This window comes from Microbispora sp. NPDC049125 (assembly GCF_040802045.1).
GTDB lineage: Bacteria > Actinomycetota > Actinomycetes > Streptosporangiales > Streptosporangiaceae > Microbispora.
This window is the reverse complement of the sequence record NZ_JBEZDW010000015.1, coordinates 1-21,969: the sequence shown is the minus strand read 5'-3', so window position 1 is coordinate 21,969 and position 21,969 is coordinate 1. Positions and strand designations below refer to the sequence as shown.

General features: G+C 65.7%; 39 protein-coding genes and 6 tRNA genes. 31 read left to right on the top strand and 14 right to left on the bottom strand.

Translation table 11 applies throughout. The features are described from left to right. The first annotated feature begins 6 nt into the window (after positions 1-6). The 6 genes from AB0B72_RS18830 to AB0B72_RS18805 all read left to right on the top strand — a co-directional run bounded on the left by AB0B72_RS18830 (position 7) and on the right by AB0B72_RS18805 (position 3,993). Positions 7-1,008: a hypothetical protein gene (locus tag AB0B72_RS18830; RefSeq protein WP_367740087.1), complete on the top strand. Its 1,002-nt coding sequence runs from the start codon at positions 7-9 to the stop codon at positions 1,006-1,008. A 2-nt stretch (positions 1,009-1,010) separates the two neighbouring features. Next, positions 1,011-1,496: a hypothetical protein gene (locus AB0B72_RS18825; RefSeq protein ID WP_367740086.1), complete on the top strand. Its 486-nt coding sequence runs from the start codon at positions 1,011-1,013 to the stop codon at positions 1,494-1,496. 30 nt (positions 1,497-1,526) lie between these two features. Next, positions 1,527-2,015 (top strand): hypothetical protein, encoded by a 489-nt coding sequence (locus AB0B72_RS18820; protein ID WP_367740085.1) that lies wholly within the window; start codon positions 1,527-1,529, stop codon positions 2,013-2,015. 124 nt (positions 2,016-2,139) lie between these two features. Further along, positions 2,140-2,406, top strand: a complete 267-nt coding sequence (locus AB0B72_RS18815) for a hypothetical protein (RefSeq protein WP_367740084.1) — start codon at positions 2,140-2,142, stop codon at positions 2,404-2,406. A 54-nt stretch (positions 2,407-2,460) separates the two neighbouring features. Continuing rightward, positions 2,461-3,567: a hypothetical protein gene (locus AB0B72_RS18810; RefSeq protein WP_367740082.1), complete on the top strand. Its 1,107-nt coding sequence runs from the start codon at positions 2,461-2,463 to the stop codon at positions 3,565-3,567. A gap of 96 nt (positions 3,568-3,663) precedes the next feature. Beyond that, a complete protein-coding gene (locus tag AB0B72_RS18805; protein ID WP_367740080.1) occupies positions 3,664-3,993 on the top strand; it encodes a hypothetical protein in 330 nt (109 codons plus the stop codon). Positions 3,994-4,039: 46 nt separating this feature from the next. On the opposite strand, the gene AB0B72_RS18800 is transcribed toward AB0B72_RS18805, so the two are convergent. Further along, positions 4,040-4,357, bottom strand: a complete 318-nt coding sequence (locus AB0B72_RS18800) for a hypothetical protein (protein ID WP_367740079.1) — start codon at positions 4,355-4,357, stop codon at positions 4,040-4,042. A gap of 55 nt (positions 4,358-4,412) precedes the next feature. Here AB0B72_RS18800 and AB0B72_RS18795 point away from each other — a divergent pair, with 55 nt between their 5' ends. Together AB0B72_RS18795 and AB0B72_RS18790 are read left to right on the top strand one after the other, a co-directional pair. Next, positions 4,413-4,796: a low affinity iron permease family protein gene (locus tag AB0B72_RS18795; RefSeq protein WP_367740078.1), complete on the top strand. Its 384-nt coding sequence runs from the start codon at positions 4,413-4,415 to the stop codon at positions 4,794-4,796. A gap of 55 nt (positions 4,797-4,851) precedes the next feature. Continuing rightward, positions 4,852-5,229: a hypothetical protein gene (locus AB0B72_RS18790; RefSeq protein ID WP_367740077.1), complete on the top strand. Its 378-nt coding sequence runs from the start codon at positions 4,852-4,854 to the stop codon at positions 5,227-5,229. 50 nt (positions 5,230-5,279) lie between these two features. Here AB0B72_RS18790 and AB0B72_RS18785 read toward each other — a convergent pair. The 9 genes from AB0B72_RS18785 to AB0B72_RS18745 form a co-directional block, all read right to left on the bottom strand. Then, positions 5,280-5,353 (bottom strand) — tRNA-Met (locus tag AB0B72_RS18785). A 7-nt stretch (positions 5,354-5,360) separates the two neighbouring features. Continuing rightward, positions 5,361-5,660, bottom strand: coding sequence for a DUF1707 domain-containing protein (locus tag AB0B72_RS18780; RefSeq protein ID WP_367740076.1), 300 nt, complete (start codon positions 5,658-5,660; stop codon positions 5,361-5,363). Between the two features lie 22 nt (positions 5,661-5,682). Next, positions 5,683-5,756: transfer RNA gene (locus AB0B72_RS18775), tRNA-Glu, on the bottom strand. 38 nt (positions 5,757-5,794) lie between these two features. Continuing rightward, positions 5,795-5,868: transfer RNA gene (locus AB0B72_RS18770), tRNA-Ile, on the bottom strand. A gap of 153 nt (positions 5,869-6,021) precedes the next feature. Next, positions 6,022-6,094: transfer RNA gene (locus AB0B72_RS18765), tRNA-Lys, on the bottom strand. A 5-nt stretch (positions 6,095-6,099) separates the two neighbouring features. Beyond that, positions 6,100-6,172 (bottom strand) — tRNA-Phe (locus AB0B72_RS18760). A gap of 42 nt (positions 6,173-6,214) precedes the next feature. Next, a tRNA-Arg gene (locus tag AB0B72_RS18755) sits at positions 6,215-6,288 on the bottom strand. Between the two features lie 420 nt (positions 6,289-6,708). Next, positions 6,709-6,957: a hypothetical protein gene (locus AB0B72_RS18750; protein WP_367740075.1), complete on the bottom strand. Its 249-nt coding sequence runs from the start codon at positions 6,955-6,957 to the stop codon at positions 6,709-6,711. 276 nt (positions 6,958-7,233) lie between these two features. Beyond that, entirely contained in the window at positions 7,234-7,569 is a 336-nt protein-coding gene (locus AB0B72_RS18745; protein WP_367740074.1) for a hypothetical protein, read from the bottom strand. An 88-nt stretch (positions 7,570-7,657) separates the two neighbouring features. On the opposite strand from AB0B72_RS18745, the gene AB0B72_RS18740 reads away from it, so the two are divergent. Further along, positions 7,658-8,137 carry a hypothetical protein gene (locus AB0B72_RS18740; protein WP_367740073.1) on the top strand — a complete coding sequence of 160 codons (480 nt, stop codon included), beginning with the start codon at positions 7,658-7,660 and terminating at the stop codon, positions 8,135-8,137. 212 nt (positions 8,138-8,349) lie between these two features. On the opposite strand, the gene AB0B72_RS18735 is transcribed toward AB0B72_RS18740, so the two are convergent. From AB0B72_RS18735 to AB0B72_RS18720, 4 genes are all read right to left on the bottom strand, one after another. Continuing rightward, positions 8,350-8,595 (bottom strand): hypothetical protein, encoded by a 246-nt coding sequence (locus AB0B72_RS18735; protein ID WP_367740072.1) that lies wholly within the window; start codon positions 8,593-8,595, stop codon positions 8,350-8,352. Then, a complete protein-coding gene (locus AB0B72_RS18730; protein WP_367740071.1) occupies positions 8,588-9,526 on the bottom strand; it encodes a DNA-directed RNA polymerase subunit alpha C-terminal domain-containing protein in 939 nt (312 codons plus the stop codon). The genes AB0B72_RS18735 and AB0B72_RS18730 overlap by 8 nt, the downstream gene beginning before the upstream one ends. Positions 9,527-10,003: 477 nt before the next feature. Then, entirely contained in the window at positions 10,004-10,840 is an 837-nt protein-coding gene (locus AB0B72_RS18725; RefSeq protein WP_367740069.1) for an NYN domain-containing protein, read from the bottom strand. A 63-nt stretch (positions 10,841-10,903) separates the two neighbouring features. Next, the gene (locus tag AB0B72_RS18720) at positions 10,904-11,206 is read right to left on the bottom strand and encodes a hypothetical protein (RefSeq protein WP_367740068.1); all 303 of its coding nucleotides are present in this window, start codon (positions 11,204-11,206) and stop codon (positions 10,904-10,906) included. Between the two features lie 170 nt (positions 11,207-11,376). Here AB0B72_RS18720 and AB0B72_RS18715 point away from each other — a divergent pair, with 170 nt between their 5' ends. From AB0B72_RS18715 to AB0B72_RS18610, 22 genes are all read left to right on the top strand, one after another. Continuing rightward, positions 11,377-11,601: a hypothetical protein gene (locus tag AB0B72_RS18715; RefSeq protein ID WP_367740067.1), complete on the top strand. Its 225-nt coding sequence runs from the start codon at positions 11,377-11,379 to the stop codon at positions 11,599-11,601. Positions 11,602-11,644: 43 nt separating this feature from the next. Beyond that, complete coding sequence (locus tag AB0B72_RS18710; RefSeq protein WP_367740066.1) at positions 11,645-12,004, top strand: hypothetical protein; 360 nt, start codon at positions 11,645-11,647, stop codon at positions 12,002-12,004. Between the two features lies 1 nt (position 12,005). Next, complete coding sequence (locus AB0B72_RS18705; protein ID WP_367740065.1) at positions 12,006-13,088, top strand: tyrosine-type recombinase/integrase; 1,083 nt, start codon at positions 12,006-12,008, stop codon at positions 13,086-13,088. 15 nt (positions 13,089-13,103) lie between these two features. After that, positions 13,104-13,346, top strand: coding sequence for a hypothetical protein (locus tag AB0B72_RS18700; RefSeq protein ID WP_367740064.1), 243 nt, complete (start codon positions 13,104-13,106; stop codon positions 13,344-13,346). Positions 13,347-13,387: 41 nt separating this feature from the next. Continuing rightward, the gene (locus AB0B72_RS18695; protein WP_367740063.1) at positions 13,388-13,654 is read left to right on the top strand and encodes a hypothetical protein; all 267 of its coding nucleotides are present in this window, start codon (positions 13,388-13,390) and stop codon (positions 13,652-13,654) included. Then, entirely contained in the window at positions 13,651-14,073 is a 423-nt protein-coding gene (locus AB0B72_RS18690) for a hypothetical protein (protein WP_367740062.1), read from the top strand. The genes AB0B72_RS18695 and AB0B72_RS18690 overlap by 4 nt, the downstream gene beginning before the upstream one ends. A 2-nt stretch (positions 14,074-14,075) precedes the next feature. Continuing rightward, positions 14,076-14,465 (top strand): hypothetical protein, encoded by a 390-nt coding sequence (locus tag AB0B72_RS18685; protein ID WP_367740061.1) that lies wholly within the window; start codon positions 14,076-14,078, stop codon positions 14,463-14,465. A 138-nt stretch (positions 14,466-14,603) separates the two neighbouring features. Beyond that, positions 14,604-15,338 carry a ribonuclease HI gene (locus AB0B72_RS18680; protein WP_367740059.1) on the top strand — a complete coding sequence of 245 codons (735 nt, stop codon included), beginning with the start codon at positions 14,604-14,606 and terminating at the stop codon, positions 15,336-15,338. A gap of 44 nt (positions 15,339-15,382) precedes the next feature. Further along, on the top strand, positions 15,383-15,616 hold the full coding sequence (locus AB0B72_RS18675) for a hypothetical protein (RefSeq protein WP_367740058.1): 234 nt from the start codon (positions 15,383-15,385) through the stop codon (positions 15,614-15,616). After that, a complete protein-coding gene (locus tag AB0B72_RS18670; RefSeq protein WP_367740057.1) occupies positions 15,606-15,923 on the top strand; it encodes a hypothetical protein in 318 nt (105 codons plus the stop codon). Before AB0B72_RS18675 ends, AB0B72_RS18670 begins: the two co-directional genes overlap by 11 nt. Further along, on the top strand, positions 15,920-16,396 hold the full coding sequence (locus AB0B72_RS18665; RefSeq protein WP_367740055.1) for a hypothetical protein: 477 nt from the start codon (positions 15,920-15,922) through the stop codon (positions 16,394-16,396). The genes AB0B72_RS18670 and AB0B72_RS18665 overlap by 4 nt, the downstream gene beginning before the upstream one ends. A gap of 56 nt (positions 16,397-16,452) precedes the next feature. Then, a complete protein-coding gene (locus tag AB0B72_RS18660) occupies positions 16,453-17,127 on the top strand; it encodes a hypothetical protein (protein ID WP_367740054.1) in 675 nt (224 codons plus the stop codon). A gap of 5 nt (positions 17,128-17,132) precedes the next feature. Beyond that, positions 17,133-17,498, top strand: a complete 366-nt coding sequence (locus tag AB0B72_RS18655) for a hypothetical protein (protein WP_367740053.1) — start codon at positions 17,133-17,135, stop codon at positions 17,496-17,498. After that, positions 17,495-17,749, top strand: a complete 255-nt coding sequence (locus tag AB0B72_RS18650; RefSeq protein ID WP_367740052.1) for a hypothetical protein — start codon at positions 17,495-17,497, stop codon at positions 17,747-17,749. Before AB0B72_RS18655 ends, AB0B72_RS18650 begins: the two co-directional genes overlap by 4 nt. A gap of 2 nt (positions 17,750-17,751) precedes the next feature. Beyond that, on the top strand, positions 17,752-17,973 hold the full coding sequence (locus tag AB0B72_RS18645) for a hypothetical protein (protein WP_367740051.1): 222 nt from the start codon (positions 17,752-17,754) through the stop codon (positions 17,971-17,973). Further along, entirely contained in the window at positions 17,970-18,179 is a 210-nt protein-coding gene (locus tag AB0B72_RS18640) for a hypothetical protein (RefSeq protein WP_367740050.1), read from the top strand. Before AB0B72_RS18645 ends, AB0B72_RS18640 begins: the two co-directional genes overlap by 4 nt. A gap of 34 nt (positions 18,180-18,213) precedes the next feature. Beyond that, positions 18,214-18,471: a hypothetical protein gene (locus AB0B72_RS18635; RefSeq protein WP_367740049.1), complete on the top strand. Its 258-nt coding sequence runs from the start codon at positions 18,214-18,216 to the stop codon at positions 18,469-18,471. A 44-nt stretch (positions 18,472-18,515) separates the two neighbouring features. Further along, a complete protein-coding gene (locus AB0B72_RS18630; protein ID WP_367740048.1) occupies positions 18,516-19,934 on the top strand; it encodes a hypothetical protein in 1,419 nt (472 codons plus the stop codon). Further along, positions 19,931-20,302: a winged helix-turn-helix domain-containing protein gene (locus AB0B72_RS18625; protein WP_367740047.1), complete on the top strand. Its 372-nt coding sequence runs from the start codon at positions 19,931-19,933 to the stop codon at positions 20,300-20,302. The genes AB0B72_RS18630 and AB0B72_RS18625 overlap by 4 nt, the downstream gene beginning before the upstream one ends. Positions 20,303-20,332: 30 nt before the next feature. After that, a complete protein-coding gene (locus AB0B72_RS18620; protein ID WP_367740046.1) occupies positions 20,333-20,941 on the top strand; it encodes a hypothetical protein in 609 nt (202 codons plus the stop codon). Positions 20,942-21,092: 151 nt separating this feature from the next. Further along, the gene (locus tag AB0B72_RS18615; protein WP_367740045.1) at positions 21,093-21,230 is read left to right on the top strand and encodes a hypothetical protein; all 138 of its coding nucleotides are present in this window, start codon (positions 21,093-21,095) and stop codon (positions 21,228-21,230) included. Between the two features lie 136 nt (positions 21,231-21,366). Next, positions 21,367-21,876, top strand: coding sequence for a hypothetical protein (locus AB0B72_RS18610; RefSeq protein ID WP_367740044.1), 510 nt, complete (start codon positions 21,367-21,369; stop codon positions 21,874-21,876). The last annotated feature ends 93 nt before the right edge of the window (positions 21,877-21,969 follow it).

Sequence of the window (21,969 nt, the reverse complement as noted above, 5' to 3'; positions counted from 1 at the left end):
GGCAGCGTGTCCCGCAAGGTACTTAACGGGCTTGACCTCGCCAACCAGCGCATCATCAACCTGGCGGACCCCAGCTCGAACGGCGACGCCGCGACCAAGCAGTACGTCGACAACGTCGCGAGGGGCTTGGACTGGAAGCAGTCCGTCCGCGCGGCCACGACTACCAACGGCACGCTGGCTACGGCCTACGCCAACGGTTCGGTCATCGACGGTGTCACCCTTGCCACCGGCGACCGCATCCTGCTCAAAGACCAGACGACCGGGGCCGACAACGGCGTCTACACCGTCAACGGTTCTGGTGCGCCCACTCGCGCGGCCGACGCCGATAGCTCCGCCGAGGTCACCTCGGGCCTGGCCGTCACGGTCACCGAAGGCACCGTCAACGGCGACAAGACCTACATCTTGACCACCAACGACCCGATTGTTCTGGGCACCACCGCGCTGTCGTTCTCCCCGCTCGGCGGCGGCGGCACCGTCTACACGGCCGGGTCCGGCCTGACCGAGTCGCCCGCCGGAACGTTCAACGTCAACACCGGCACGGGCCTGGAAATCTCAACCGGCACGGTCCGGATCGCGGGTGCGGCCGCCGGGGCGGGCCTCACCGGCGGCGCGGGCTCAGCTCTGGCGGTCGGCGCGGGTAACGGCATCACGGTCAACGCCGATGACGTCGCTCTGGCGTCTTCAACCGCGGGGGCGGGCCTGACGTACACCACCGGCGTTCTGGCCGTCGGCGCGGGTACCGGCATCTCGGTGGCCGCCGACGCTGTGGCGGTTGACACCGCCGTCGTTGCCCGCCATGTGGCCGCCAACGTCGGCGACGGCTCCGCCACGCAGATCGACGTCACGCACAACCTCGGTACCTATGACGTCAGCGTGGAGGTCTTCGTAAACTCCGGCTCGCGGGAAACGGTCGACCCGGACGTGTCCCGCCCGGACACCAACACGGTAAGGCTGAACTTCGCCACGGCGCCGACCTCCGGGCAGTACCGCGTCGTCGTGCAGGGCTGACAATGCCCCGGCAGCTCGCACCTCTCCAGTTCGCCCACCAGGCGTCCCCGTCCAATCCGGCGGCTGGCGTCACGTCGGTGTTCGCCAAGACCGGCGACGTTCTGTTCCTGCGGACCTCGGCGGGCGTCGAGCGCCCCTTGGAGCCGGGCTTGCTGTTCCCGTTCTCCAGGTCGGGAACTCTCACCGTCTCCACCGGCACGTTCAGGCTGTACAACGACTCCGGGGCGACCCTCACCATCAAGGCGGTCCGGGCCAGCGTTGGCACCGCCCCCACCGGCGCGGCCGTGGTGGTCGACGTCAAGATCAACGGGACTACGATTTTCGCCTCGGCGCCCGCCCGCCCCACGATCGCCGTCAGCACCAACACGGCGAAGGTCACGACTTTCGCCACCGGCACCATCAGCGACGGCTCGTATTTCACGATCGACATCACTCAAGTCGGGTCGACCGCGGCCGGGGCCGACCTGACCGTGCAGATTCTCTGCTGAGGGCGCGGCATGGCCATCCCAGGGAACCTCTTGTCGGACAACGCGGAGGGAATCGAGACGTCGGCCGCCGGGTGGACCACCGGCTCCGGCACCTTCTCCCGCGACACCACGCGCTTCCGCACCGGCGCCGCCTCCCTGAAAATCGTCAGCGCGGTCATTGGGGACACTTTCTGCTACAGCAACGGCAACATCGCGGGGATTGTCGCCGGGACCACGTACACGCTGTACAGCTACGTGTTCACCACGCTCACTGGCAGGACGGCCAAGGTCGGATGCGACTGGAAGACCAGCTCGAATGCCTTCGTGTCGTCGTTCGCCAGCTCGGCGGTCACCCTCACCGCGAACACCTGGACGCTCGTCGGACCCTTCACCGCCGTAGCGCCAGCCACAGCCACACAGGCAACGGCCTACGTCCCCTGGGCGGTGTCGTCGGCCACCAGCCAGTCGTTCTGGTTCGACGATCTGTTCTTCGGGATCCCGCCGGTCACGGTGCAGCAGGGGTGGGGCGTGCCTATTTGACGCAACCCCAGGGAAGGGGAGAGGGTACCCCAATCGGCTAAGTACCTGTATTATTGGCCTCGGTATCGGACGAGCGCACCGAAGCCGGAACGGAGGACTTGTGCGACCAGGAGAGCTGTACGACGTGCTCGACGAAGCAATTGCCATAGCCGAGTACGCCCCGCGGACACCTTGGCGTCGACACATGGCCATTTGGCTCACCGTCGACGAGGTGGAGATTGGCCGACGGCGGTGGCGCGCCGCGCGCAGCGAGACCCGCGGCCACGGCTACACCCTTCGCCAGGCCCGGCAGATGCGAGAGGCGCTACTTCCCGTCATGAAGGCGGAGCAGGACAAGCTCCGCGCCGCGATTCACACTCATCTACAACTGATCAACGGCTACGACAGATAACCCCGACCACCCAGGCGCGACGAGCGACCGCGCCACGCAAAGAAGGAGGACGCCATGCAGGTGATCCGCGACCCCGCCCACCCTGACTTTCCCCACGGCACCCGCATCGGACGTATCCGCGGATGCGACGGGGAATGCCCGAAGACGCCTTCCTGTAGCGCCGCGTACCTGCGCTCAAGGCGGCGCACCGAATACCGGCGAGCTGGGATACCCGTCCCCCCGGAGCCGCACACTCTGGTCCCTACCGAGCGCGCCGCACGCCACATCGAGCATGTTCGAGAGGTCACCGGAGCCACATACCGCCTTCTCGCCGAGGCTTGCGGAGTCGACGAGAGCACCTTGCGTCGCATCACATCCGGCCGGTTCTCCAGCATTGCGTTCTCCATCAGCCAGCAGATCACCGCCATGAACGTGTTGGAGGTGAACCAGCGAGTACGTGATCGTTCCAAGCACGTGAAGATCACGGCCAAGCACATTCAGCTCATCCGGTCCATGCAGGCGCAGAACTGGTCGCTGCGCTGGCAGGCCGAGCAGATCGGCGTCGGAAGCGAGTGGATTGGCAAAATCGCCCGGGGCCAGGCGCGGTACGCCGCACCCGAGGTGATTGCGCGGATTCACTCGCTCGCGCGTGAGGTCATCGGGCGGTACGGGCCTGACGACCGGGTTGGGGCTGCCGCACGGAAGACCTGGCATCCCCTTGCCCACTATGACGAGGACGGCAACCTGGACCTCGAAGGCATCGCAGGGGAAGAGGAGCTGGAGGCGGTCTCGAAGGCCGCCGGTCGAAGCAAGGCAGCACGTAATCGCCTTCTCACGCTTCACCTGACCATATGCTTCCGGATGAGCTGCCCCGAGATTGCCAAGGAACTCGGCATTCGTTCAGATCAGGCGCAGCGCTGGCGGGCGGAAGTGGGGCTGAGCTTCGAGCAGGCCTTCGATGGACGCTATGTCCTGGACGAGGACGGCCGGAGGCGGGCCAAGGAGATCCTGCCGTTGATCCGCAAGTACGTCGAGCACCCGTTGACCGACCCGCGTCCCGTCGGCACCGAGCTGACGAAGCTGGTGAAGAAGCTCGACAAAGCGGCGAAGAAAGCCGCCGAGGAGGCCGCCCGGCGTGCCGAAAGTGATCCGACGGCGGAGAGTGAGCAGCAGGCGGCTTAGTCTCGAACGCGCGTTGTAATATCACGTGTGCATTCAGTCACTTCCCGGGTATGATCCGAAATGAGATTCTGGTGAATGCCCGGGAAGGAGGGCACATTGAACACTCAGCCGTACGGACACGCCGCCCGCTCCTGGCTCAACCCGGACACTCAAAAGCCCGAATGCCTTGCCTGCGGGCTTCCCGTAACAGGCTGGGGTGAGACCCTCCGCCACCAAGGGGAGGCGTTCCGCCCCCTTGTCCCGCCTTCCGTTCACGCCGATGCAGTAAAGGCGGCCGTCGAATCCGGCGCGCGCGCCTTGGAAGAAATGCCGTCCGACCGCGTCACCGACCGCGACCGCGCCCGAGCGGTTGTCGAGCGGCTCTACGCCGAAGGGGCGCTCAACCTTCAGCGCAGCAAGTGGAAGCGCCCTCTCAAGGCCGCCTGACGGGCAAGTCGTAAGCGAAGACGGGGCGCGGGCGACCCTCACCGATTCAACGCCGGAAGGGCTCGCCTGCGCCCTTCCGGTAGACGAAACGCGGGGCGACCGCAGCCTGCCGCAAGATCGCCCTAAAGCTGGGGTGGGAAAACACTTCCCGGCGCTCCTCCTCGGTGACGGGCCGCAGCAGCGGACCCGCCGGAGTCGTCACGAACACCGACATCTCCCGGCACGTCTCGCAGACCGTGATGTCTTCATGCTTGGGCGGCCCACCGCCGACGGTCTGATGAATCGTGAGGGTCTGTCCGCAATTCGGGCAGTAAACCGCACTGTCCGCGGCCGTCATGAACGGGATTTCGTTGCTGTTTTCCATTGAGGTCCTTCCATAGGCCGCGATCTAAGGGAGGGCGTCTCGCCATGATGTGGGCGTGAACGCCAAAATGCCGTCCCAGTCTTCCGACCACTTGTCCGGCTTCGATCGGTTCGCTGGCGCCGCCAGCGCGTTCGCCTCCCGGGCGGTGTTCTTCGCACTGTGCGTCGCGCTAGTCGGACTGTGGGCGCCGTCTTACTTCCTGTTCCGAGACCTCGACACCTGGCAACTGATCATCAACACTGCCACGACGATCATCACCTTCCTGTTGGTCGCCTTGCTACAGAACGCGCAGCGGCGCGCCGACCAGGCCGCGCAACGCAAGCTCAATGCCATTGCCGTTGCCCTGGCGGACGTGATGCTCGCCGTCGACTCCGCCGATGACGCCTCGCGTCGCGAGCTACGCGCCGCAGTGGGCCTTGAAGACCGCGAGGGCGCCTAACCCGCCCCTGGGTAAGGCGCGACGCTAGGTGTCGAACGAGGCCACGCTGCTACCTATGAATGAGCAGCCTGAACGCCCCGAGCTGCACGACGCGCACGCCGTCGGCGAAGACCCGACGCCCGGCGCCGCGTACGCCTTGGGTCAGCACTACCCGGTTCGCCTTGCGTTGGCGTCCCAGCCCGAGGCGGTCATGGTCGACATCATCGAGGAACGCTCCCCGCTTCGAGACGGCGAGCGCGACCCAGGCGAACGATGCGGCCCCGAAGGGCTCCATATCCCCACGCACGTCCTCATCAACGGCCAGCCCATCTACATGCCCCGCGGCGCCAAGATAAGGGTCGAAACCTCAGGTAGCGAGGCCACCGCCGTGACCATCACGTTCTTCGCCCGGCGTGTCCGGATCGGGCACGCCGACGAGCTGCTCATCGGGTGAAACGCAAACCGGGTGAACCCCCCGGAATAGGGTTCACCCGGTGTTCAGAGTGGCGGCGACAGGATTTGAACCTGCGACCTCTGGGTTATGAGCCCAACGAGCTACCGAACTGCTCCACGCCGCAACATTCATTATGACAGCTCGGAGACGCCGAGGTCCTTGACGAGCGCCAAGACTTGGCGATTCGGCATCATGCGCCCTGACATCAGGTCGTCTCGGCGGCGACTGTACTCCTCCAGGCTCAAGCGACCGTCGGCGTAGGCTTCCGCCAATACCTCCAGCGCCTTACCGCGCACTTGATCGTCGGCCAGCATTCCAAGCCACCGCTTGCGCTCGGAGTCCACCCGCGCCGCTCGCGCCCACCGGATGAGGGAGAACGCCGCAATGACTAGAATCAGGACGAAAATAATCAAGATGACAGCTCTTGCCATGCGCACCCCCGTGTCGATTGCGTAGCGCCGACGGGGTTCGAACCCGCACAATCCTGGGTGAAAGCCAGGTGACCTGCCAACTTGGTCAACGGCGCCGCGGGAGACTCCGGCGACATCGCCTAGCCTCTCCGAAGTTCCCCGAGCTGGATTCGAACCAGCGATACCGCCTTATCAGAGCGGCGCCTTAACCGGGCTTGGCCATCGGGGACGGAACGGCGGGTCAACCTTCCCCCCGCCGAGTGTTTGCGTTACGCTTACCCATGTACGCCCCCGGTCCGCCTCTGCTTCGGCAAGCCGCCGGGGGCACGGCTGTTTCTAGGCCTTGAAGCGCGACCGTCGCGGGCCGCGGACGATGCGGAGGTGCGCCACCCGGGACTCGAACCCGGAACCCCCTGATTAAAAGTCAGACGCTCTGCCGATTGAGCTAGCGGCGCATGAGTGCCCCCCGAGGGAATCGAACCCCCAACCCGCCCCTTTTCAGGGGGCTGCTCTGCCTGTTGAGCTAAAGGGGCTGGTCAGGCAGCGAGACATCCGCACTACGTCTCGCCGTCTTGTACTCGCGGCAGGGCTCGAACCTGCGACAACCTGCTCCGTAGGCAGGTGCTCTTGTCCACTGAGCTACGCGAGCGTGGCGAAGGCCGGGGCGAACCGGCGATCTCCCCTGAGCTACTCCGCCATCCCGTTACCGCCGGTAATTGGAGTCTCAACATTAGGATTGCCTAATCTACTCCATCGCTGGCGCGGCGTGGGATTCTGTGTTCCGGCGGCGCGGTTCGTCGCCGGGTGATTAAAGGTGAGCGCGGTCTCCTGGGGTTCTTACGGAGACGACTCGGCCGCGTGATTGCGACCGATATCGTCCCCGGTGTGCCAAGAAGACCGGAGACCGCGCCCACCCGCTCTTGGGTGTTGCCTCTGTTGACTTGTCAGGTGACTCGCCCGTATAGGGGCTTAGCGGGGGCTATGGATCGACGATCCCGTTGAATCTATGTCCCAATGGAAAACCGCCCCGGCTACAGAGGAGCGGTCCGCGACGCCTAGTAGCACAGACCTACCCAGTTGCTACTTCCTGCGGGTGTATGCCGTGTTCCATGAGCACTTGCGATGCTTCGGTGCGGCGGGCAATGAGATCCATGTAAGGGCCCCATACGTCGCGATGCCTGGCGTACCAGGCGCCGCGTTCGTCGATGGTGTTGTTGTCCCAGAATCCGTCGGCGAAGAACTGTTTGAGGACATTTTCGTGTTCGCGCCAGAAGAGCTCTGCCGCGACGACGGCGTCCCTTGCCTCGTCGATCGTCACCGGCGCCCCTCCTTCATCCGCGCGGTCCTCTTTCCCGATCCAAACTACGGGTACTTAGCGCCCTCCGGCAAGGCCTTTAGAGCGTTTCACTGAAGATTCAACTTTGACGTCAGAAGCCGACTGACCTTCGCCCTCCCCGTCAGGAGGGGCGGCGCAACAGCCCCTCGTCGCCACGGGAGGTGACTCGTCGAGGCTAACGTTCATGTACTTAACTTGCTTATCCATTATGCCACTGCCGCTACCCCACGCGGACCGAAGCAACACCCATCACGCCGATCACATGCGGGTGTCGATGGCGTGAGGCTCGTCGATGTACAACTCCATGCCGAACAGCACAGCCCACGGCCCTCGTTCCCCGTGCGGAAGCACCTTCAGGTCATACCGCGCCCAAAAGCGCTCTTCTGGCGGAAGTTCCGGAAGCGGCCCTTCAACCGTAAATGACCACGAAGAATCAATATCGTGATCAAGCAGGAGGAACGCCTCCCGCGCCGTGACGGTCACGGCCGCGCGAACCGTCCCTGGGTCAACGCCGCACGACCGCAAGGCCGCAGAAACCCGAAACACTCGCTCGATCAGGTCGCGCACTTCGCGCTCCGGCTCACGAACTGGCATAACGCCAAGTCTGGCGAGCCACTCCGCTAGCGTCCCCTCGGGACACTAAAATGCACGAGTACTTAGCAACCCCCCGTAAGGAGCCCCGGTGAGTAAAGCCCGCAAGCGAGCCCAGGACGCGGCGCCAGCGCCACAGCCTGACGCTGCGCTTCTCGCGCAGCTCGAAGCCGCGAAGCGAGAAGCTACCGCCGCGGCCGAGCTCGCCCACCGCCGCACCTTGGCGCTTCGAGAAGTGATCCAAGAAGCCAACGGCGTCCTGAAAGACCTCGAACGGGAGCGAAAGGCCGTGCGGGAGTTCATTGACACCGAGGTCTTCCCCCACATCAACCAGGCGGTGCAGCGCGGCCTCGAAGACTACAAAGCGGCTCTCACCAGGGCCATTAATGAAGGGACAGAGCGGGTTTATGCCCGCTTCGACAGCATCGCCGACATTCTGCTCGGCGCCGACAAGCGGACCCAGAGCAACGGAAAGCTGACCCTGGAAGAGCTCGCCCGGCAAGCTGTCGAGGCGGGGTACCGCCCCCCCGGGGCCACCGCGCATCCCGCGCGAGGACCGCACCCTGCATGACCGCTACCGAGCCAAGGAAGGACGCCGACAGGCTCTGGTTCGCGGCCAGGCACACCCCCGCCCCCACTGCGGCGACCGCAATCAGCGTGGCGGTCAGAACGACGAAACGATCAGCGTACATACACCCCATATACAGGCCAGGCGCTCAGGTCGGCCAGAGCGGCACGCCGAAGCCCCGGGGGTGAGCGCTACACCTTATATATAGGGGCCCACTACGCGACCAGGGCTGGCCACTTCTCGCGACAACCTGAAGCCCGGCACCGCCGATGCTCGGGAACCTCCTCCAGCCTCATCAGCAGCGTGTCCGTCAAGATGCTGCGGCCGCAGGCGCTCATCATGTCCTCACCCCAGACGTGCACCTTCTTCGGACTCCACACGTTGGGCCGGTCGTACCACGAGGCATCCCGCGGCGCCGCCCACTTCCCCGGCTCCGGCGACCAGAACGGGCCGTCAGTCATGGGGCGCGGCTACCCCCTCTAGCGCCTCGCATAGGTCGACCAACGACTGGTCGCCTAAGCCGCGGATATTCAGCAGGTCGATCTCGTCACGTCGAGCCAGGTCGCCAAGGGTCCGTATGCCGTCTCGGATGAGGTAACCCTGGATCTTCGGCTTGATGGCGGTCTCTTCGATGGGGTGCTCGCGCCCGAGTGTTTCGACCGCTCCGGCGACTGCATCCGCAAACCGGCCTCGATTCGTCACGGGGCGCCCCCCCTCCATTGCTACGGCAGGTCGGAAACTTCGGCATGTGCAGCGCGAACAAGCGCCGAACCCTTGCGCTCCGGAGTGATCGCGGTGGGTGTCACGGCACGAGCAGGGAAGTTCCTCGTATTCGGCTATAGCGCGCTCCAGCACGTGCTGGACCTCGTCGACTCCCGACTGGCCGAAGTGGAGGATGTCCCGAAGGCCTGCTTCTCCGCACGCAACAAGGTCGTCCATGTTCCTGTACAGGCAGCGGTTCAGGGCGTTCCGGACCCGCGTAGAGAACGGAAGGTCGGCCAGTGCAGTCGTCCCACCAAGGCGGGCGGCCGCCCGCCAGATCAACTGGTCCAGAAGGGAGGCGGCATTCGCCCGCGCCTGGGCCGCCTCCCATGGCTTGCCGACCACGCGAGATAGCGCGACCCTGGCCCCCAGCGCCCCGCGTTCGGTGAGCCGGTAGAAGTGGCTTCGCGAGCCGCCATCCTGTCGCGAGCGGCCTCCGGTTTCGCGTAGCTCGACCCATCCGGCTTCTCGGAGCCGGACAAGTATCCCGTGCACAGAGCTGTGCGGGATGCCCGAGGCGGCGCATATGTCCAGCGCGGACATCTGCGCGTCGGAACCGCCGAGTAAAACCACCAAGGCGCTCTGCATCTGCTTCGTCATGCGCAATCGGCCGCCGCTCCCTTCGCTCATCGCGCGCCGCCTTCTACTGCTCTTGCCGCGACCCGCTTAGCGCAGTTCTTGCAGGAGCGATAACTCTCTTCCCACGGCAGGGGTTTGTAGGTAGTGGTGTCGGTCGGACGCCACACCTCCCGCCCGCACAGCGCCGTGTACGGCACCTTGTAACCCTCGTAGCGGGTGGTCCGCGGAAAAGGACCAGCCTTAGCACCTGACCGGATGGCATGATCCTTCTGTCCGGCGCCGAAGTCTCTTCCCAGGTAGAAGGCAACCGCCCCCGGGGCTGCCTCTACGTTCGAATCGCTGCTCATCTGAACCTCACCTAGCCTTCCGCCGCTACAGGTACTTAGCACCTAGGGCAATCCGTCAAATGCCGGACCCGGCCGCCGCGGGGCGGGCATTCAATGGTCTTGGTTCATGTGGTCGAGCCGAAGGAGGCGGGGCGCAGGCGCGGGGTGGTAGCCGTGAACAACCTGCGCCCCGCCCAGGGCGCTACTCGACGGGGCGGACGCTGAAGGCTTCCGGATACTTCTTTCCAGGCATCGGTTTGGGCCTGCCCTTGAACTGGACCCGGGTGCCCTCCGGAAGCCGGGTCTTCCCGGGCGGCAGGACGTCACGGGACACAAAGAAGGACCCGCCAGTGGAGCTGGTGATGAACCCGTAGGGCTCGCCTTCGCGCCAGCGGGTGATGGCGCCGGTCAGGTAGTCGCCCGACGGGGGCAGCACCGGCGGGGTGGTAGCGACGGGCTCGACGAACGGGTAGACCCCCGCGTACCCGGCTTCCCGCTTCAGAGCGGCGGCGAGCAGGCCGATCAAGTCAGGCGCGCTGTCGGCGGCGGCCTTCAGTCGCGGCGCGGTGTTGAGGTCGACGCCGCCATCGCGGACGGCGACGCTCGGCACAATCACGTATCGTCCTCGGCCTCTGAGTATCTGCGCCAGTGGGATGAAGTCGGCGTCGCCGGTCTGGAGGACTACAGCATCCAGCGGGGCCGCCGTAGCGCGGTCGAACGCGTTCAGAGCGAAAAGCACATCTGCGCCCTTCTCCGCGCCGTTCTCCGGGGTGGGCGCGTCGTGTCGCTGCACCCCAGACTCCTGGAGCACGATGTCGAACGACCGTGAAGAGGTCGAGCCGAACCGGCCGCGGACGTAATGCTGCTCAGCGACCTCTACTTCGCCCAGGCCGGAGCGCTCCAGGTGCCAAGCCATGACGTCGGCCAGGCCGCCGAACGTAGGGCGCGCGCGCCACTGGTGGGTTTCCGCCAGGTAGTCCGATAAGACTGTCCACCAGCCGCCGTCGTAGAAGATGCCAACTTTCACGGTCTGTTTCATGCCTTGGGGGTCCTTTCTGCCTTCAGGTAACGGCTTCGTCTAGTTGAGCGCCGTCGACTGATATCAGGGTCGGTCCATTACTTCGACGGACAACACAGGGTCGCCGAGGATGAGGATTCCGCGGTACTCCTCCTTAGCGACGACTTCACAGACCTCACGCTGGAGCTTCTCCCAGAGCTCCTGATCCCCGTCGCTATCGCTCAGGCGGACGCTGATTTTGAGTGCTTCTCTCGTTCTCCCCATAATGATCTTCTCCTTTCGGGGGGCGCTCATCCCCTCGCGGCATACGCTACAGGTACTTAGCGCTTGAGGCAATCCGTCAGCCCTCACCGCGAATGCGCGCGGGCGTCCGGTTTCTTCCCTCATGCGTCAATCCTCCTGGTTTCAGGGGCCGCTCTTCCCGTCGCAAGGATCGTACCCCATAACGGTAATTATGGGGTACGATACGAGGCGTCAACGGGACCGCCCAACGGAACAAAGTTCCGGTAGGGCGAAACCACACACACGGGACGAGCGACCCAAAACACGGAGGAAACATGTCAATGTGGACAAACCAAGTCACCTGGCTCATTGACTTCACCAGGGCGCCGAACGGCGTAACCGTGCACATCGGCTCCCGCTCTTCGCAGCCAACCATCATCCAGGCACCGCCCGGCGAAGTTCGCTACGGCAACTTCACCTGGACGAAGGACGCAGTCCGGGCGGCCGTCATCGACCTCTGCGAGAAGGCCGGGCTCCCCAAGCCGTGGGACGGTCGCTAGCATCACCAACGACGGGACGAGCGACCCTAAACAAGGAGGAACCATGTCTCAGGACACCATGCGCAGGCAAGCCGCCGCACTTCGGGTGAAAAACGGCATCACCCTGCTCGATGAGCGGACGCCGGGCTGGCACTTCGGCCTGAACCTCGACAACATTCGCGATTGCACTCACATCCTCCCTGAGATCATCATTACCCGCGTCGAGCGGACGATCGGGACCAATGCCACACAAGAGGACTGCGAGCGGATCGCCGCCGACTTCATGAGGTCGCTGTTCGGCGCCGCCACGGTCGACCCTCAGAAGCTCGTCTGGTACGGCTTCTGGAGAGGTCCGGTCGCACTGATGGAGAACCCGGTGCGTGAGTGGAAACGCCAGATCGGTGAGCGGAAGGGTGCAGCCTGAAGTGAGCATCATCGCGGTCGAGCCGGTCTCGCTGAAGCCGCGGGACTTCCATCGGCCGCTGGAGGAGCGCCGCGCCCTGCTCGCGCAGGGCGTGGCGGCCCTTCCTGCACTGCCGCCGGTGGACTTCGAGGACCGGTACAGCGTGCACCGACTGACGGCTATCTGGCTGGAGAGTCGCAAGTCTCCGGCGACGGCGGCGGAATATTACCGAGATCTGCGGATGTGGCTCACATGGTGCTCCGAGCACCGACTGGACCCGTTCGAAGTGCGCCGGGCCGACGTCGACCTGTACCAGGCCGACCTGAAGCAGGCGTCCAAGGAACGGTCGGTCGCGCGACGGTTGTCGTCAGTCTCGTCGTGGTACCGCTACCTGCTTAGCAACGAGGCATGCGAGCGCAACCCGGTGGAACTGGTGGACCGGCCGACGTTCGACCGGGACTCCTCTTCCACTGTGTCGCTCTCGAAAGACGAAGCGGTCGCCTTTTTGAGGGCCGCCAGCGAGGACAGGCGTTCGGTGCGGTTGCGGACGGCTGCTGCGCTTTCGCTGCTGCTGACCGACGGGTTGCGGGCCGCGGAGGTGATCACAGCCGAGGTGAAAGACCTCGGTCACAACCGCGGCCACCGGACACTGAAGGTCACCCGCAAGGGGGGTAAGCGGTATGAGTGCGTACTCGCGCCGTCGGTGGCGTTCCTCATCGACGCCTATCTTGCTGACCGGGCTGCACGTTCCGGCGTGCGGGTTGAGGACCTGACGGGGCCGCTGTTCATCACCGAGCCGTCCGGGCCGCACCCCGGCGGCAAGCGCACGGACCGTTCAGCGCTCAGGAAGTTGATCAGGCGCATCGCGCGCGCCGCCGAGGTGCCGTCGGCCGCCCGGCTGTCGCCACACTCGCTGCGGCACAGCTTCGCGACGCTCGCACTCGATGCCGGTGTGAGCCTGCGCGAGGTCCAGGACGCCATGGGCCATATCGACCCGCGTACCACCAGGGGCTACGACCGGTCACGGTTCAGCCTGGACCGGCACCCTGCCATGCGTCTGGTCTCATTCCTGGGAGGCGTCTACGCCGACGAGGAAGCCTCATAGATAAGGGAGTTCCCAATGAACGAAGACGAGAAGTACGAAGTTGCCCGCGCCGGACTGGATCGCGTCAGGGAGATCCTGGACGGCGTGCCCGACCTCCAGAACGGGAAGCCGCTACCGCCGGAGGCGCAGGCGGAGATTGAGCTGATCTTCGCAAAGGCGCGCGTCCTCGGCGTTCTACCGGAGGGCCGTCCCTCGGACGAACTGGCGCATGAGCTTGACATGATCGTTCGGCGTCTACGCCGACAAGGCTGGAGCTAGGCGCTCTTTCATACCCGTGGTATCCCGAGTATCCTCGCGGTATGACTGCTGACGTTACGACCATCAAGGTCCACCGATCCACCAGGGACCGCCTCAGCGCAATCGCCGACACCTTTGGTCGAGGAACCACCCTTGACCAGGTCCTCAACGACCTCGTAAAGCGCTACGAGACCGACGAGGTGCGCGCCCGCCAGGCCGCCGAGCAGCTCCACGCAGAGGTGCGGGCAGACTCGGCACTGATGAACCGCGCGGGCGCCCACGCAGACGCGCACCTGGCTTACCTAACCGAGCGGGCCGCCCACCAGTGACCGCCGTCGGATTCGTTCTCGACGACACCGTGCTCATAGAGCTGGGACGCCTTGATAGGGAGATGCACGCGCTTCTCCTGGCCTATGAGGAACGGCACATCCGAATCACTGTCCCCGCTCTGACATTGGCTGCCGCCGAAGCCGACCTCGCCCCGGGGCAACGGCTCGTCCTGGCCGGAACGATGAAGATCCTTTCTAACGTTCGGATCTCATTCGTCTCTGACGAGGAGGAACATCGACGGCTAGCCGACGTGCTGAGCTGCCTCTACGATTCGACGGACATGGCGGCCGCGCACGCGGTCGCCGTTGCCCAGCACCTGGATTGGCCCATCCTCACCATGAACCTGAAGCGCTGGGGCCCGATTCAGGAGCACCTCCCCTACCGCCTTGACCTGTACGAGGTCAAAGATCCGGACTAACCGTGACTACAGACCCGCTGAACGACCCCGCAATTCGGGCCGCCGCGGAAGCTTGGCACGAGCTCGTCGACCAGGTCGCCTCCTGCGCCGAGACGGCGCGAGCGGCAGATCCGGCGAAACTGCCCGTGACGAATGACTACCTGCCCGCCCGCGACCTCATGTACGGGGCCGCGGAAAGCCGCATCCTTCACGAGGCGCACAGCGCGGCTGAACGGTTCGCGGCGGCCGTTGACCTCTCCGGCCTGCGGGAAACCATCAAAAGCGAGCCGGGAATGGACGAACTGGCGCTGCTCGGTTCGGTCGCGATGCTACGCGGTGCGCTTCTCCAGGTCCGCGAGGCGGTTGGCCAGCTCGACAGGACCTTCCCAGGAGAGGTTAGAGACCCGGAGTGATACGTGAACCGATCTAATGATGAGTTCGAGGCGTCGCTGACGCTCCTGCCTGGGGCGCTGAAGCCTCGGGCGGATCTGCTCCGGCACTACGCGCTCACCAGATCCGGTTGCGCTGGCTGCGCGCCAGCTCATGAGGCAGTGTGGCTGGCGTTCGACGCGGCATATCTAGGCGACAAGGAAGCCGCGGAGCGGATGATTGCCCGCGCCGAGACGGCCGCGAATGGCGGCGGTCACGAGCCGTTCTGTACCGTCACCCGGGTTCCCGGGCTTGGTACGGCAGCGCTTGTGAAGAACGGCGGCCAGGTGCCCGGATTCGACGGGGACGGCCCATTGTTCGCCGCGGCGGACGCCGCTTGGAAGAGCGGGCATGGAGGGCTGGGGTTCGTCGCTAGCGACGGCCGCTGGCGATTCCAGTCATGGGGAGGGGGCGACCTTGGAAGGGCTGACCCCTCCGGCCCGGCGCGGGTGCTGATACTGGAGCTGCGGGCGGCGTTCATGGCGATCCGCACGCTCAGCGAGGATGCCTCCCGCTCGACGCTCCTACTGGACAGCCAAGGGGCGGTCAGCTACCTGCGCGCTTGGCAGAGCGGGAATGTCCGCCGAATGCCGGACGGCTACAGCCTGAGAGTCAGGAACTCTGGCGCGCCGCCGACACTGGTCCGCCTAGCCGAGGCGGTTGCTGAACTGCCCGGCTTGAAGATCCACCACGTCAAGGGGCATGTGGGGCATCCACTGAATGAGGCCGCCGACTCTTTGGCCAAGCTCGGGATGCGTAAGCCGCCGGACGCGAAGTCGCGCGCGGAGGGGCTAGTGAAGGCGTTCTTGGGGTCTTGGCAGGCGGAGCACCTTGCCCAACCCGCTAAGTACCTGTAGTATTGCGGTACCGGATGAGCGACCGGCCCTTTCAGGAGGTATCCATGGACATCATTCCCACCATGACCGTCACCGTACGGGACCGCCGCGGCGAGTCCCCCTGGGGTGTTGGCCTGACCAGCCCCCGCACGCGGACCGTCACCATTCCCGCCAACTGCCGCCGGTGCGGCGAGAAGCGTGGCGAGCCCAAGGGGCACAACACGTCCGACGACGGCGAGTGGTACTGGGTGCAGACCTGGAACAACCCCTGCGGCGAAAGGACCCCCAATGACGACTGACCGGACAGGCGACTTGGTCGTGCTGGCGAACGACAAGCCCTACATCGGCGTCGGCCTGGCCGCCGTCGAGGACAGCTACCGCGAGTTCCAGTGGGGCTACCGGGCAAGCACGGACACCCGGCCCAGCGCACACGGATTCCACGCCGCCGTCGAGGTTGTGACGCGGCAGGTCGCAGCCGAACTCGGCTGCCCCTTGGAGGAAGCCAACATTGCGGTCCTCGGCTACATCTACGGCCGGTGCGGCATGTACAGCTCCCCCCGCGGACTCGACGAGTGGAATCAGTCCCGGAAGGCGGCCGCGCAGTGAGCGTGAACGTCATGGGCATCCCGGCGGACTACGACGCCGAACGCGACTTCGCCACCTCGGGGACTGTTGTGTGCGGGGACTGCGGCACCCGGGTGAAGCCGCGGACGCTGGAGTCGTTGCCGCCGCACGGCTGCGCCGACATCCAGGCCAGCAAGCGTGCGACGGCGTACGCCATCGCTGTGATGAACCTTCTGCACGCCGAGTTCCCTGACCTGCTGGTCGGGAACGGCTTCATCCTCGACCAGCACGGCTACGTCTCGTGCCGGATCATGGAGCACGCGAGGAGGCCTGACCCCACCCTGGAGGTCACACTGGACCACCCGCTGGTGGCCAACTGGCGGCTGCTGGCCGAACCCAGGCAGCCCGGTCGGGTCCGGGTCGGCTGCTTTCGTGTGCACCTGTCGCCGCAGGAGGCCGAGCGGGAGGGGCGCGTCAACGCCGCCCTAGCGGCCATTGCCGAGGGGTTGGAGTGATGGCGCACTGGGTTCCGCCGTCGCCGGAGGTCATCGGAGCCGCCCTGGGTCGGTGGATGAGCGGGGTGGTCGGTGACCGCGAATTCGTGCGGCTCGACTTCGCCTTGGACTTCATGGAGGAGGACTTCGGTGTCACTCAAGTCAGGGCCAATGAGTGGCTGCAAGGCGCGGTGCTCGCCGGGGCGGTCCACATGGTCGAGGTGGTTGAAGGACGGGGCGGCTGGTTCACGATTTTACAGTTCAAACCGGACACGACGGGCGACGACGAAACCTTCATGACTACTCTGATTGACGGTCTGGACGTCGGCCCGGTCGGGAGCGGACTTTTGGGCGCCGATGGCAAGGTTCACATGCTCGATGCCGATGAGAGGTCCCGGCCAGGCGCCCCCGAGGCGGCCCCGGGGGGCTCCGTCTGGGTCACTACCGCTGAGCGGTTCGCGGCGTATGTGACGGCGACGAACGCCGCAAACGCCGCGGCCAGGGCGGCGAAAGCCGCTGACCACGTTGTCGAGGATGCCCATATCGACCTGCTGTGTGGGGAGGCCTTGGCGCGAATCCGCGGCCTGCTGCACATGGCCGGGCATGATCCATCTTTCGCTTCGGCGTACCTCAGTGACAAGAACTCCAAGGTCATTCTGACGGTGAACATCGGCGGGCAAGACGTGATCAACGCGATCGGCGAGGTCCTCCGCAATGCGGGCGTCTCGCCGTACTACGAGGAAGAGAGGTGAGGTCGGTGAGCGTTTTTGAGGCGCACCCGGAGGCGACGGAGGTCGTCGTTGCCAACCTTCCCGGCGGGAGCACACTGCGAGTCCACCACCCTTCCGGGCCGCGGGACTACACGCACAATGTGTGGGACGAGTTCCCCGACCTGCCATTCATCCCGGTCGTGCCGGGCGACCGGGAGGCGATCGGCTGGGGCTGCTACCTGTCCGAATTCGGCTCCCTTCGGGGGGTCCGCAACGGGCACATCCCGCGCAACAGGGAAGCGTGGCACGCTGCGGCGAAAGTGCTGCGGGGCGGCGGCGTTGTCTACGTGCGGTACGAGCTTCAGGACTACTACGGCAAGCCGACCTGGACGGCGACGGGGGTGAGGTCGTGACGGGGAAGTCGCGCGGGGTGGTGTTGATAATCGAGAAGACGCCTCGGCGCAGGTGGGACAAGCGCGATGAGTACACCTCGGTCTGCGAGCGGTGCGAGCTGAAGGCGTACCGGCGGCCGGACCCGTACAGCCGCCGGTGGTTCACGGAGTGGACCCGCGAGGCGGACGGCTTCTACGCCCACAACTACAACGGCGGAAAGACACCGCCGTGCGATCCGATCGCCGTCGAGGTTCGCGATGAGGAGGTGTAGGTATGGGTGCGGCTGAGGTGACACTGCGCATGCCCGGGAAGTTCGACGAGTTCTTCTCCGGAACCAGCGTCGGGCAGGGGCAGCTCGAAGACGGGGACGCCGGTGTGGCGCTGGCTGCGACGGCGTACCGTGAGGCGACTCGCGTGAGGGTGGGCTCCGGCTACTACCTTTCGATCGCCCGGCGCGAGCAGGGGGAGATGATCTACCTGGAGGGTACGCGATGAGCGATGAGCTGGTGAAGGCACTCCGAGAGTGTCACCCCGCGTTGTCTCGCGAGCAAGCGGAGGAGGCGGCGAAGGCTCTGATAGAGCGGGCCGGGTCGGTGATCGACGCGGGCGGGTTCGTCGGGGAGGTTTCGTTCCTGCCCGGCGGCGACATTGAGGTGACTGCCTACCGACTGGAGCATGCCGGTGACCGGGCGGGCCATTGAGGCGTTCCTTCGGGAGAAGGGATGTGGCGTTGAGTTGGAGTTGGTGCGGTCCGCCTCCGGCAAGGTGCACGTCGTCCATCCGGCCGAGCCGGAGGTGGAGGAGCCGGGCGCGACGATCCAGTGGCTGCTGGGCCAGGCACGCATGGCGTGCGGGGTGAAGCTGCGTGTGGCGGCGGTGGGCGGCAACGCGGAGGGTGTCGAGGAGTTCGACGACGCGGACTTGTGTTGGGGCTGCCATCGGGCGCTGGGGTCGCAGGCGCATCGCGCGTTCGAACACCCAACCCCGCGGTAGTATTGCCACCCCCCACTAAGTACATGTAGTGTCGGATGGCCGGGATGAGCGCTCCGGCGGAAAAGGAGGCCTCAATGTCTGATGAGCCCAACCGGCTTTCGCCGGAGACGCTGCGCGGCATGCTGGACGCTATCGAGGACGAGATGAGCGGCAGGCGGGCTCCGGAGCCTCCCCGTGAGGCGTCGGATGAGGACACGGCTTTCCTGTTCGGCGGCACCAAGGCTGAGCTCGACGCCGGAGATGGCGCCGGGCAGAACCGTGCGTACGCGGTGTTGTGGAACAGGGTGTTGGCCGACGCTGGCATGGGTGAGGTTCTTGCGCGGATGGGCGTCGACCTGGCCAGCTTCCCGGAAGACACGACGGCGGCGGCGTTCCGCCCTGACGGGCGGGACGTGGATATTGACCTGACGGTGTTGCTGGCGGAGCAGTTTCGGGAGGCGAAGGCCGCCGACGAGCGGTTCGAGAAGGCCACCGACCGGTGGCGGAAGACGCCTGGCCGGGTGCAGGGGTATGTGCCTGGCGACGCCGGTTCATTTCGGTGGTCGCTGCTGTATCGGGAGCTGTTTCGACCATTCTGGTGGTCCTACGCTTCTCCGGAGGACGCCAACGATCGCATCATGAAGGCGATCGGCGGGGCGGCGGCCTACATGGCGGTTCCGCATTTCATCCCCGCCGACCTGGCTCTCGACGTGGTCACTTCCACTCCACCGGCGCGTGAGTATCGGGGGGAGCTTCGCCTTCCGGCCCGGTACGTACTGGTGTTCCATGACGGGGTGCCGACCCCGGTGGTTATGGGTGACGACGACACGGTGGACCGGTTCGGGGAGAACTACATCGTGTCGGGGGAGACGCTCGTGCTGGGCGGAATCCTTGCGGCCGAGGAGGACGGCCGAATATCGGCCGACGGCCTGGGGTTCATCATCTTGGGCAGGCGGGACTCCAGTGGTGAGTATGGGTGGCGAGCGTTCCCGGTGCCGTACGGCGACCACCCGGCCGGGCGGGTACTGCTGAACTACGCAGCCCTGCTGTCGTGGGAGAACTGGTCGGCGCCGCCGAAGGTCCCTTCTTCGCCGCACGGCAAGGAAGGGACGAGTAATCAGATAAAGCGGGCGGCGCGGACGCCGGAGGCACAGGCGGGCGGCTGGCATGGGGTGCGGGTACTGGACTACCGACCGCCGGAGCCCGCGCCGGAGCGGCCGCGGGGCGAGAGCGGCGGGCGGTCGCTGAGGTATCGGTCGGAGCGGCGCGGCCACTACAAGTACCGGGTTCGGATCGGCATACGGGACGAGCAGGACCGGCTGGTGGGCCCGGTGTACGGGGCGAACGCGGTGGAGGGTGTGACGTTCGAGCGGGTCAAGAAGTGGTTCCGCCGGACCAACGTGCGTGAGGACCTGCCGGAGCGGCCGGGCAGCACCGTGTATCAGGTGACAGAGGGTGTCACACGCGAGGCGGAGGAGCGGTGACTCTGGAGAACCCCTCCTTTAAGCCGATCGCGTCCGATCTCGCGCGCAGGATCGACGCCGGTGAGTTTGCTCTTGGTGAGCGCCTGCCGAGTAGGTGGGAGCTGGCGGAGAAGTATGGCGTCCCGACTTCGGTGGTACAGCGCGCGACGATCTTCTTAGAGGCAAACGGCTATGTCCGCGGCGTCAAGGGGAAGGGTGTGTATGTGAATCGGGCGGTCGGTACGCCGGAAGAAGTGGTGGAAGGGGTGCTAGTGCGTCTAGCTGTCTCGAAGTGGGACGAGGTGGACGGCGCAGTGGTTGAGGTCTACCCCGACGTTGTCGCTGGTCCGATTGTTGAGGCGTTGCGTCTGGCCGGTTTCATTGCGTGACCCCGCCGCCTCGTGCTAAGTACGTGTGCTATGCCTCGCAATGCTCCCGCCCCCGCGATTCAAGGGTTCGTCGACCGGCACGCTATCGGCGGGCCAGACTGGAATGGTCCGCACACTTTCGCCACTGTCACCTGGGATGGTTCAGATCTGGGTGTTCACACATGGGTCTCGATTACGACCGATGTCCACCCCGGCCAATACCCTAAGGTCATTACGCGGTTCTCTAGGGATGCGGTCATCGAAGCGAACCGGGCGCGCGCCAACGGCGTCGAGCCGAACCTGTACGGCTACCTGCTTGTGGCCGAGTTCTGGCGGGCGCCGGAGCCGCGATGGGACGCCCCGGCGAAGGCGCACCGCCGGTGGGATGCCGACCGGCGGAACCGAACCTTCCACGCGCGGACGGACGCGGTAGAGACGCGGATCGCGATGTTCGCCGACATCGATGGACGTGCCTGGATGACGGAGTTGGAGCGTAGGACGCGCGCTCTCCGACGGCACTTCTTCGAGGGTTATCTGGATGGGCCGCGGACGGTCGGCGGCCCATTTTTGTCGGTATTGGCCGCTTCAGCCCGCGCGACTGGCGTCTTCGCGTACGGCGACCCCATGCCTGAGGGCTACGAACCATCTCCGCATGCTTGACACGGCGATGCAAGTAACTACACATTTGTAACTTGACGCGCTTCCCAAGGTTCTCATGCGTCACGTTAGGGCGTCTGTCGGCCGCGAGAAAGGCCTACCCGTGCTGAGAATGCTGGTTGTCGGCGATAATCCGCCCGAGTGTGACCGTGGCGTGGACAACCTCGCCTCGATCGCCACCATCCACCAGGTCACGGAGGTTCAGCGGCTTCGCAGCGGCGGCTACGGCCGGTGGGTGCGGCTGACGTTGGTGCCGTTCGAGCCTGACGAGGCCGGGGTGTTGCGGCCGTAGAGCGGTTCGTTGGGGCCCTGCCCGTCGCGTGACGGGTGGGGCTTTTCCTGTTCGCGGCGTCCTATTGCCCGGCGCGCTAAGTACATGTATTATTGTGGGTGCAGGGATGAGCGACCCCGCCCTTACAGGAGGAACCATGGCCACCATCGAGATCCCGGACTTCACCACCGGCGACGCCGCGCTCGACCAGGCGGCGTCCTACGCCGCCCACATTGTCGTCCTTGTCGAGAACTGCGCTGGCGCCACCGGCGCCGCGGCCAGCATCGACGTCCTCACCGCTGCCGCTCGCGAGTGCCTGACCCAGGCCGCCGAGAACACCGAGCACCCCGCTCCCCCGGAGCGGTTCGAGCGCGTCCGCAAGGAGCTCGCCGCGTACAACACCGAGTACTACATGACCCTCACCACTGGCCAGCGCGTCGAGCTCGCCTTGGAGCGCGGCTTCAAGCATGCCGGTCACGTCGAGTGGAGCGAAGGCGGGCTTCCCGCCCTGGTGTTCTGGCTGAACAGCGCCTACCGGCGAGGCCTGCGCAAGGCGAAGATCGAGGCCAAGGCGCTGCGCCGCGCCGGACTCGACAAGGAGGCCGACACGCTGCTCGCCCGCGCGGCCGAGGCCGAAGAGGGCGACGCGCTGCCCGCCGTCGCCTGACCGTAGCGGGGGGGCCCCCCCCCGGGGGGGGGCCGCGCGAAGTTTAAACAAAAAAAAAAAAACACCCACCCAAAAGGAAAAAAAAAACAGAAC

Bases quoted from the DNA above. Each gene is read 5' to 3' on its own strand.
- AB0B72_RS18810 (WP_367740082.1), top strand. From the start codon at position 2,461: ATGCAGGTGATCCGCGACCCCGCCCACCCTGACTTTCCCCACGGCACC.
- AB0B72_RS18800 (WP_367740079.1), bottom strand. From the start codon at position 4,357: ATGGAAAACAGCAACGAAATCCCGTTCATGACGGCCGCGGACAGTGCG.
- AB0B72_RS18620 (WP_367740046.1), top strand. From the start codon at position 20,333: ATGCCTCGCAATGCTCCCGCCCCCGCGATTCAAGGGTTCGTCGACCGG.
- AB0B72_RS18700 (WP_367740064.1), top strand. From the start codon at position 13,104: ATGAACGAAGACGAGAAGTACGAAGTTGCCCGCGCCGGACTGGATCGC.
- AB0B72_RS18825 (WP_367740086.1), top strand. From the start codon at position 1,011: ATGCCCCGGCAGCTCGCACCTCTCCAGTTCGCCCACCAGGCGTCCCCG.
- AB0B72_RS18695 (WP_367740063.1), top strand. From the start codon at position 13,388: ATGACTGCTGACGTTACGACCATCAAGGTCCACCGATCCACCAGGGAC.
- AB0B72_RS18735 (WP_367740072.1), bottom strand. From the start codon at position 8,595: ATGACTGACGGCCCGTTCTGGTCGCCGGAGCCGGGGAAGTGGGCGGCG.
- AB0B72_RS18730 (WP_367740071.1), bottom strand. From the start codon at position 9,526: ATGAGCGAAGGGAGCGGCGGCCGATTGCGCATGACGAAGCAGATGCAG.
- AB0B72_RS18710 (WP_367740066.1), top strand. From the start codon at position 11,645: ATGTCTCAGGACACCATGCGCAGGCAAGCCGCCGCACTTCGGGTGAAA.
- AB0B72_RS18630 (WP_367740048.1), top strand. From the start codon at position 18,516: ATGAGCGCTCCGGCGGAAAAGGAGGCCTCAATGTCTGATGAGCCCAAC.
- AB0B72_RS18790 (WP_367740077.1), top strand. From the start codon at position 4,852: ATGAATGAGCAGCCTGAACGCCCCGAGCTGCACGACGCGCACGCCGTC.
- AB0B72_RS18745 (WP_367740074.1), bottom strand. From the start codon at position 7,569: ATGCCAGTTCGTGAGCCGGAGCGCGAAGTGCGCGACCTGATCGAGCGA.
- AB0B72_RS18640 (WP_367740050.1), top strand. From the start codon at position 17,970: ATGAGCGATGAGCTGGTGAAGGCACTCCGAGAGTGTCACCCCGCGTTG.
- AB0B72_RS18720 (WP_367740068.1), bottom strand. From the start codon at position 11,206: ATGAGGGAAGAAACCGGACGCCCGCGCGCATTCGCGGTGAGGGCTGAC.
- AB0B72_RS18645 (WP_367740051.1), top strand. From the start codon at position 17,752: ATGGGTGCGGCTGAGGTGACACTGCGCATGCCCGGGAAGTTCGACGAG.
- AB0B72_RS18660 (WP_367740054.1), top strand. From the start codon at position 16,453: ATGAGCGGGGTGGTCGGTGACCGCGAATTCGTGCGGCTCGACTTCGCC.
- AB0B72_RS18610 (WP_367740044.1), top strand. From the start codon at position 21,367: ATGGCCACCATCGAGATCCCGGACTTCACCACCGGCGACGCCGCGCTC.
- AB0B72_RS18725 (WP_367740069.1), bottom strand. From the start codon at position 10,840: ATGAAACAGACCGTGAAAGTTGGCATCTTCTACGACGGCGGCTGGTGG.
- AB0B72_RS18670 (WP_367740057.1), top strand. From the start codon at position 15,606: ATGACGACTGACCGGACAGGCGACTTGGTCGTGCTGGCGAACGACAAG.
- AB0B72_RS18780 (WP_367740076.1), bottom strand. From the start codon at position 5,660: ATGGCAAGAGCTGTCATCTTGATTATTTTCGTCCTGATTCTAGTCATT.
- AB0B72_RS18715 (WP_367740067.1), top strand. From the start codon at position 11,377: ATGTCAATGTGGACAAACCAAGTCACCTGGCTCATTGACTTCACCAGG.
- AB0B72_RS18675 (WP_367740058.1), top strand. From the start codon at position 15,383: ATGGACATCATTCCCACCATGACCGTCACCGTACGGGACCGCCGCGGC.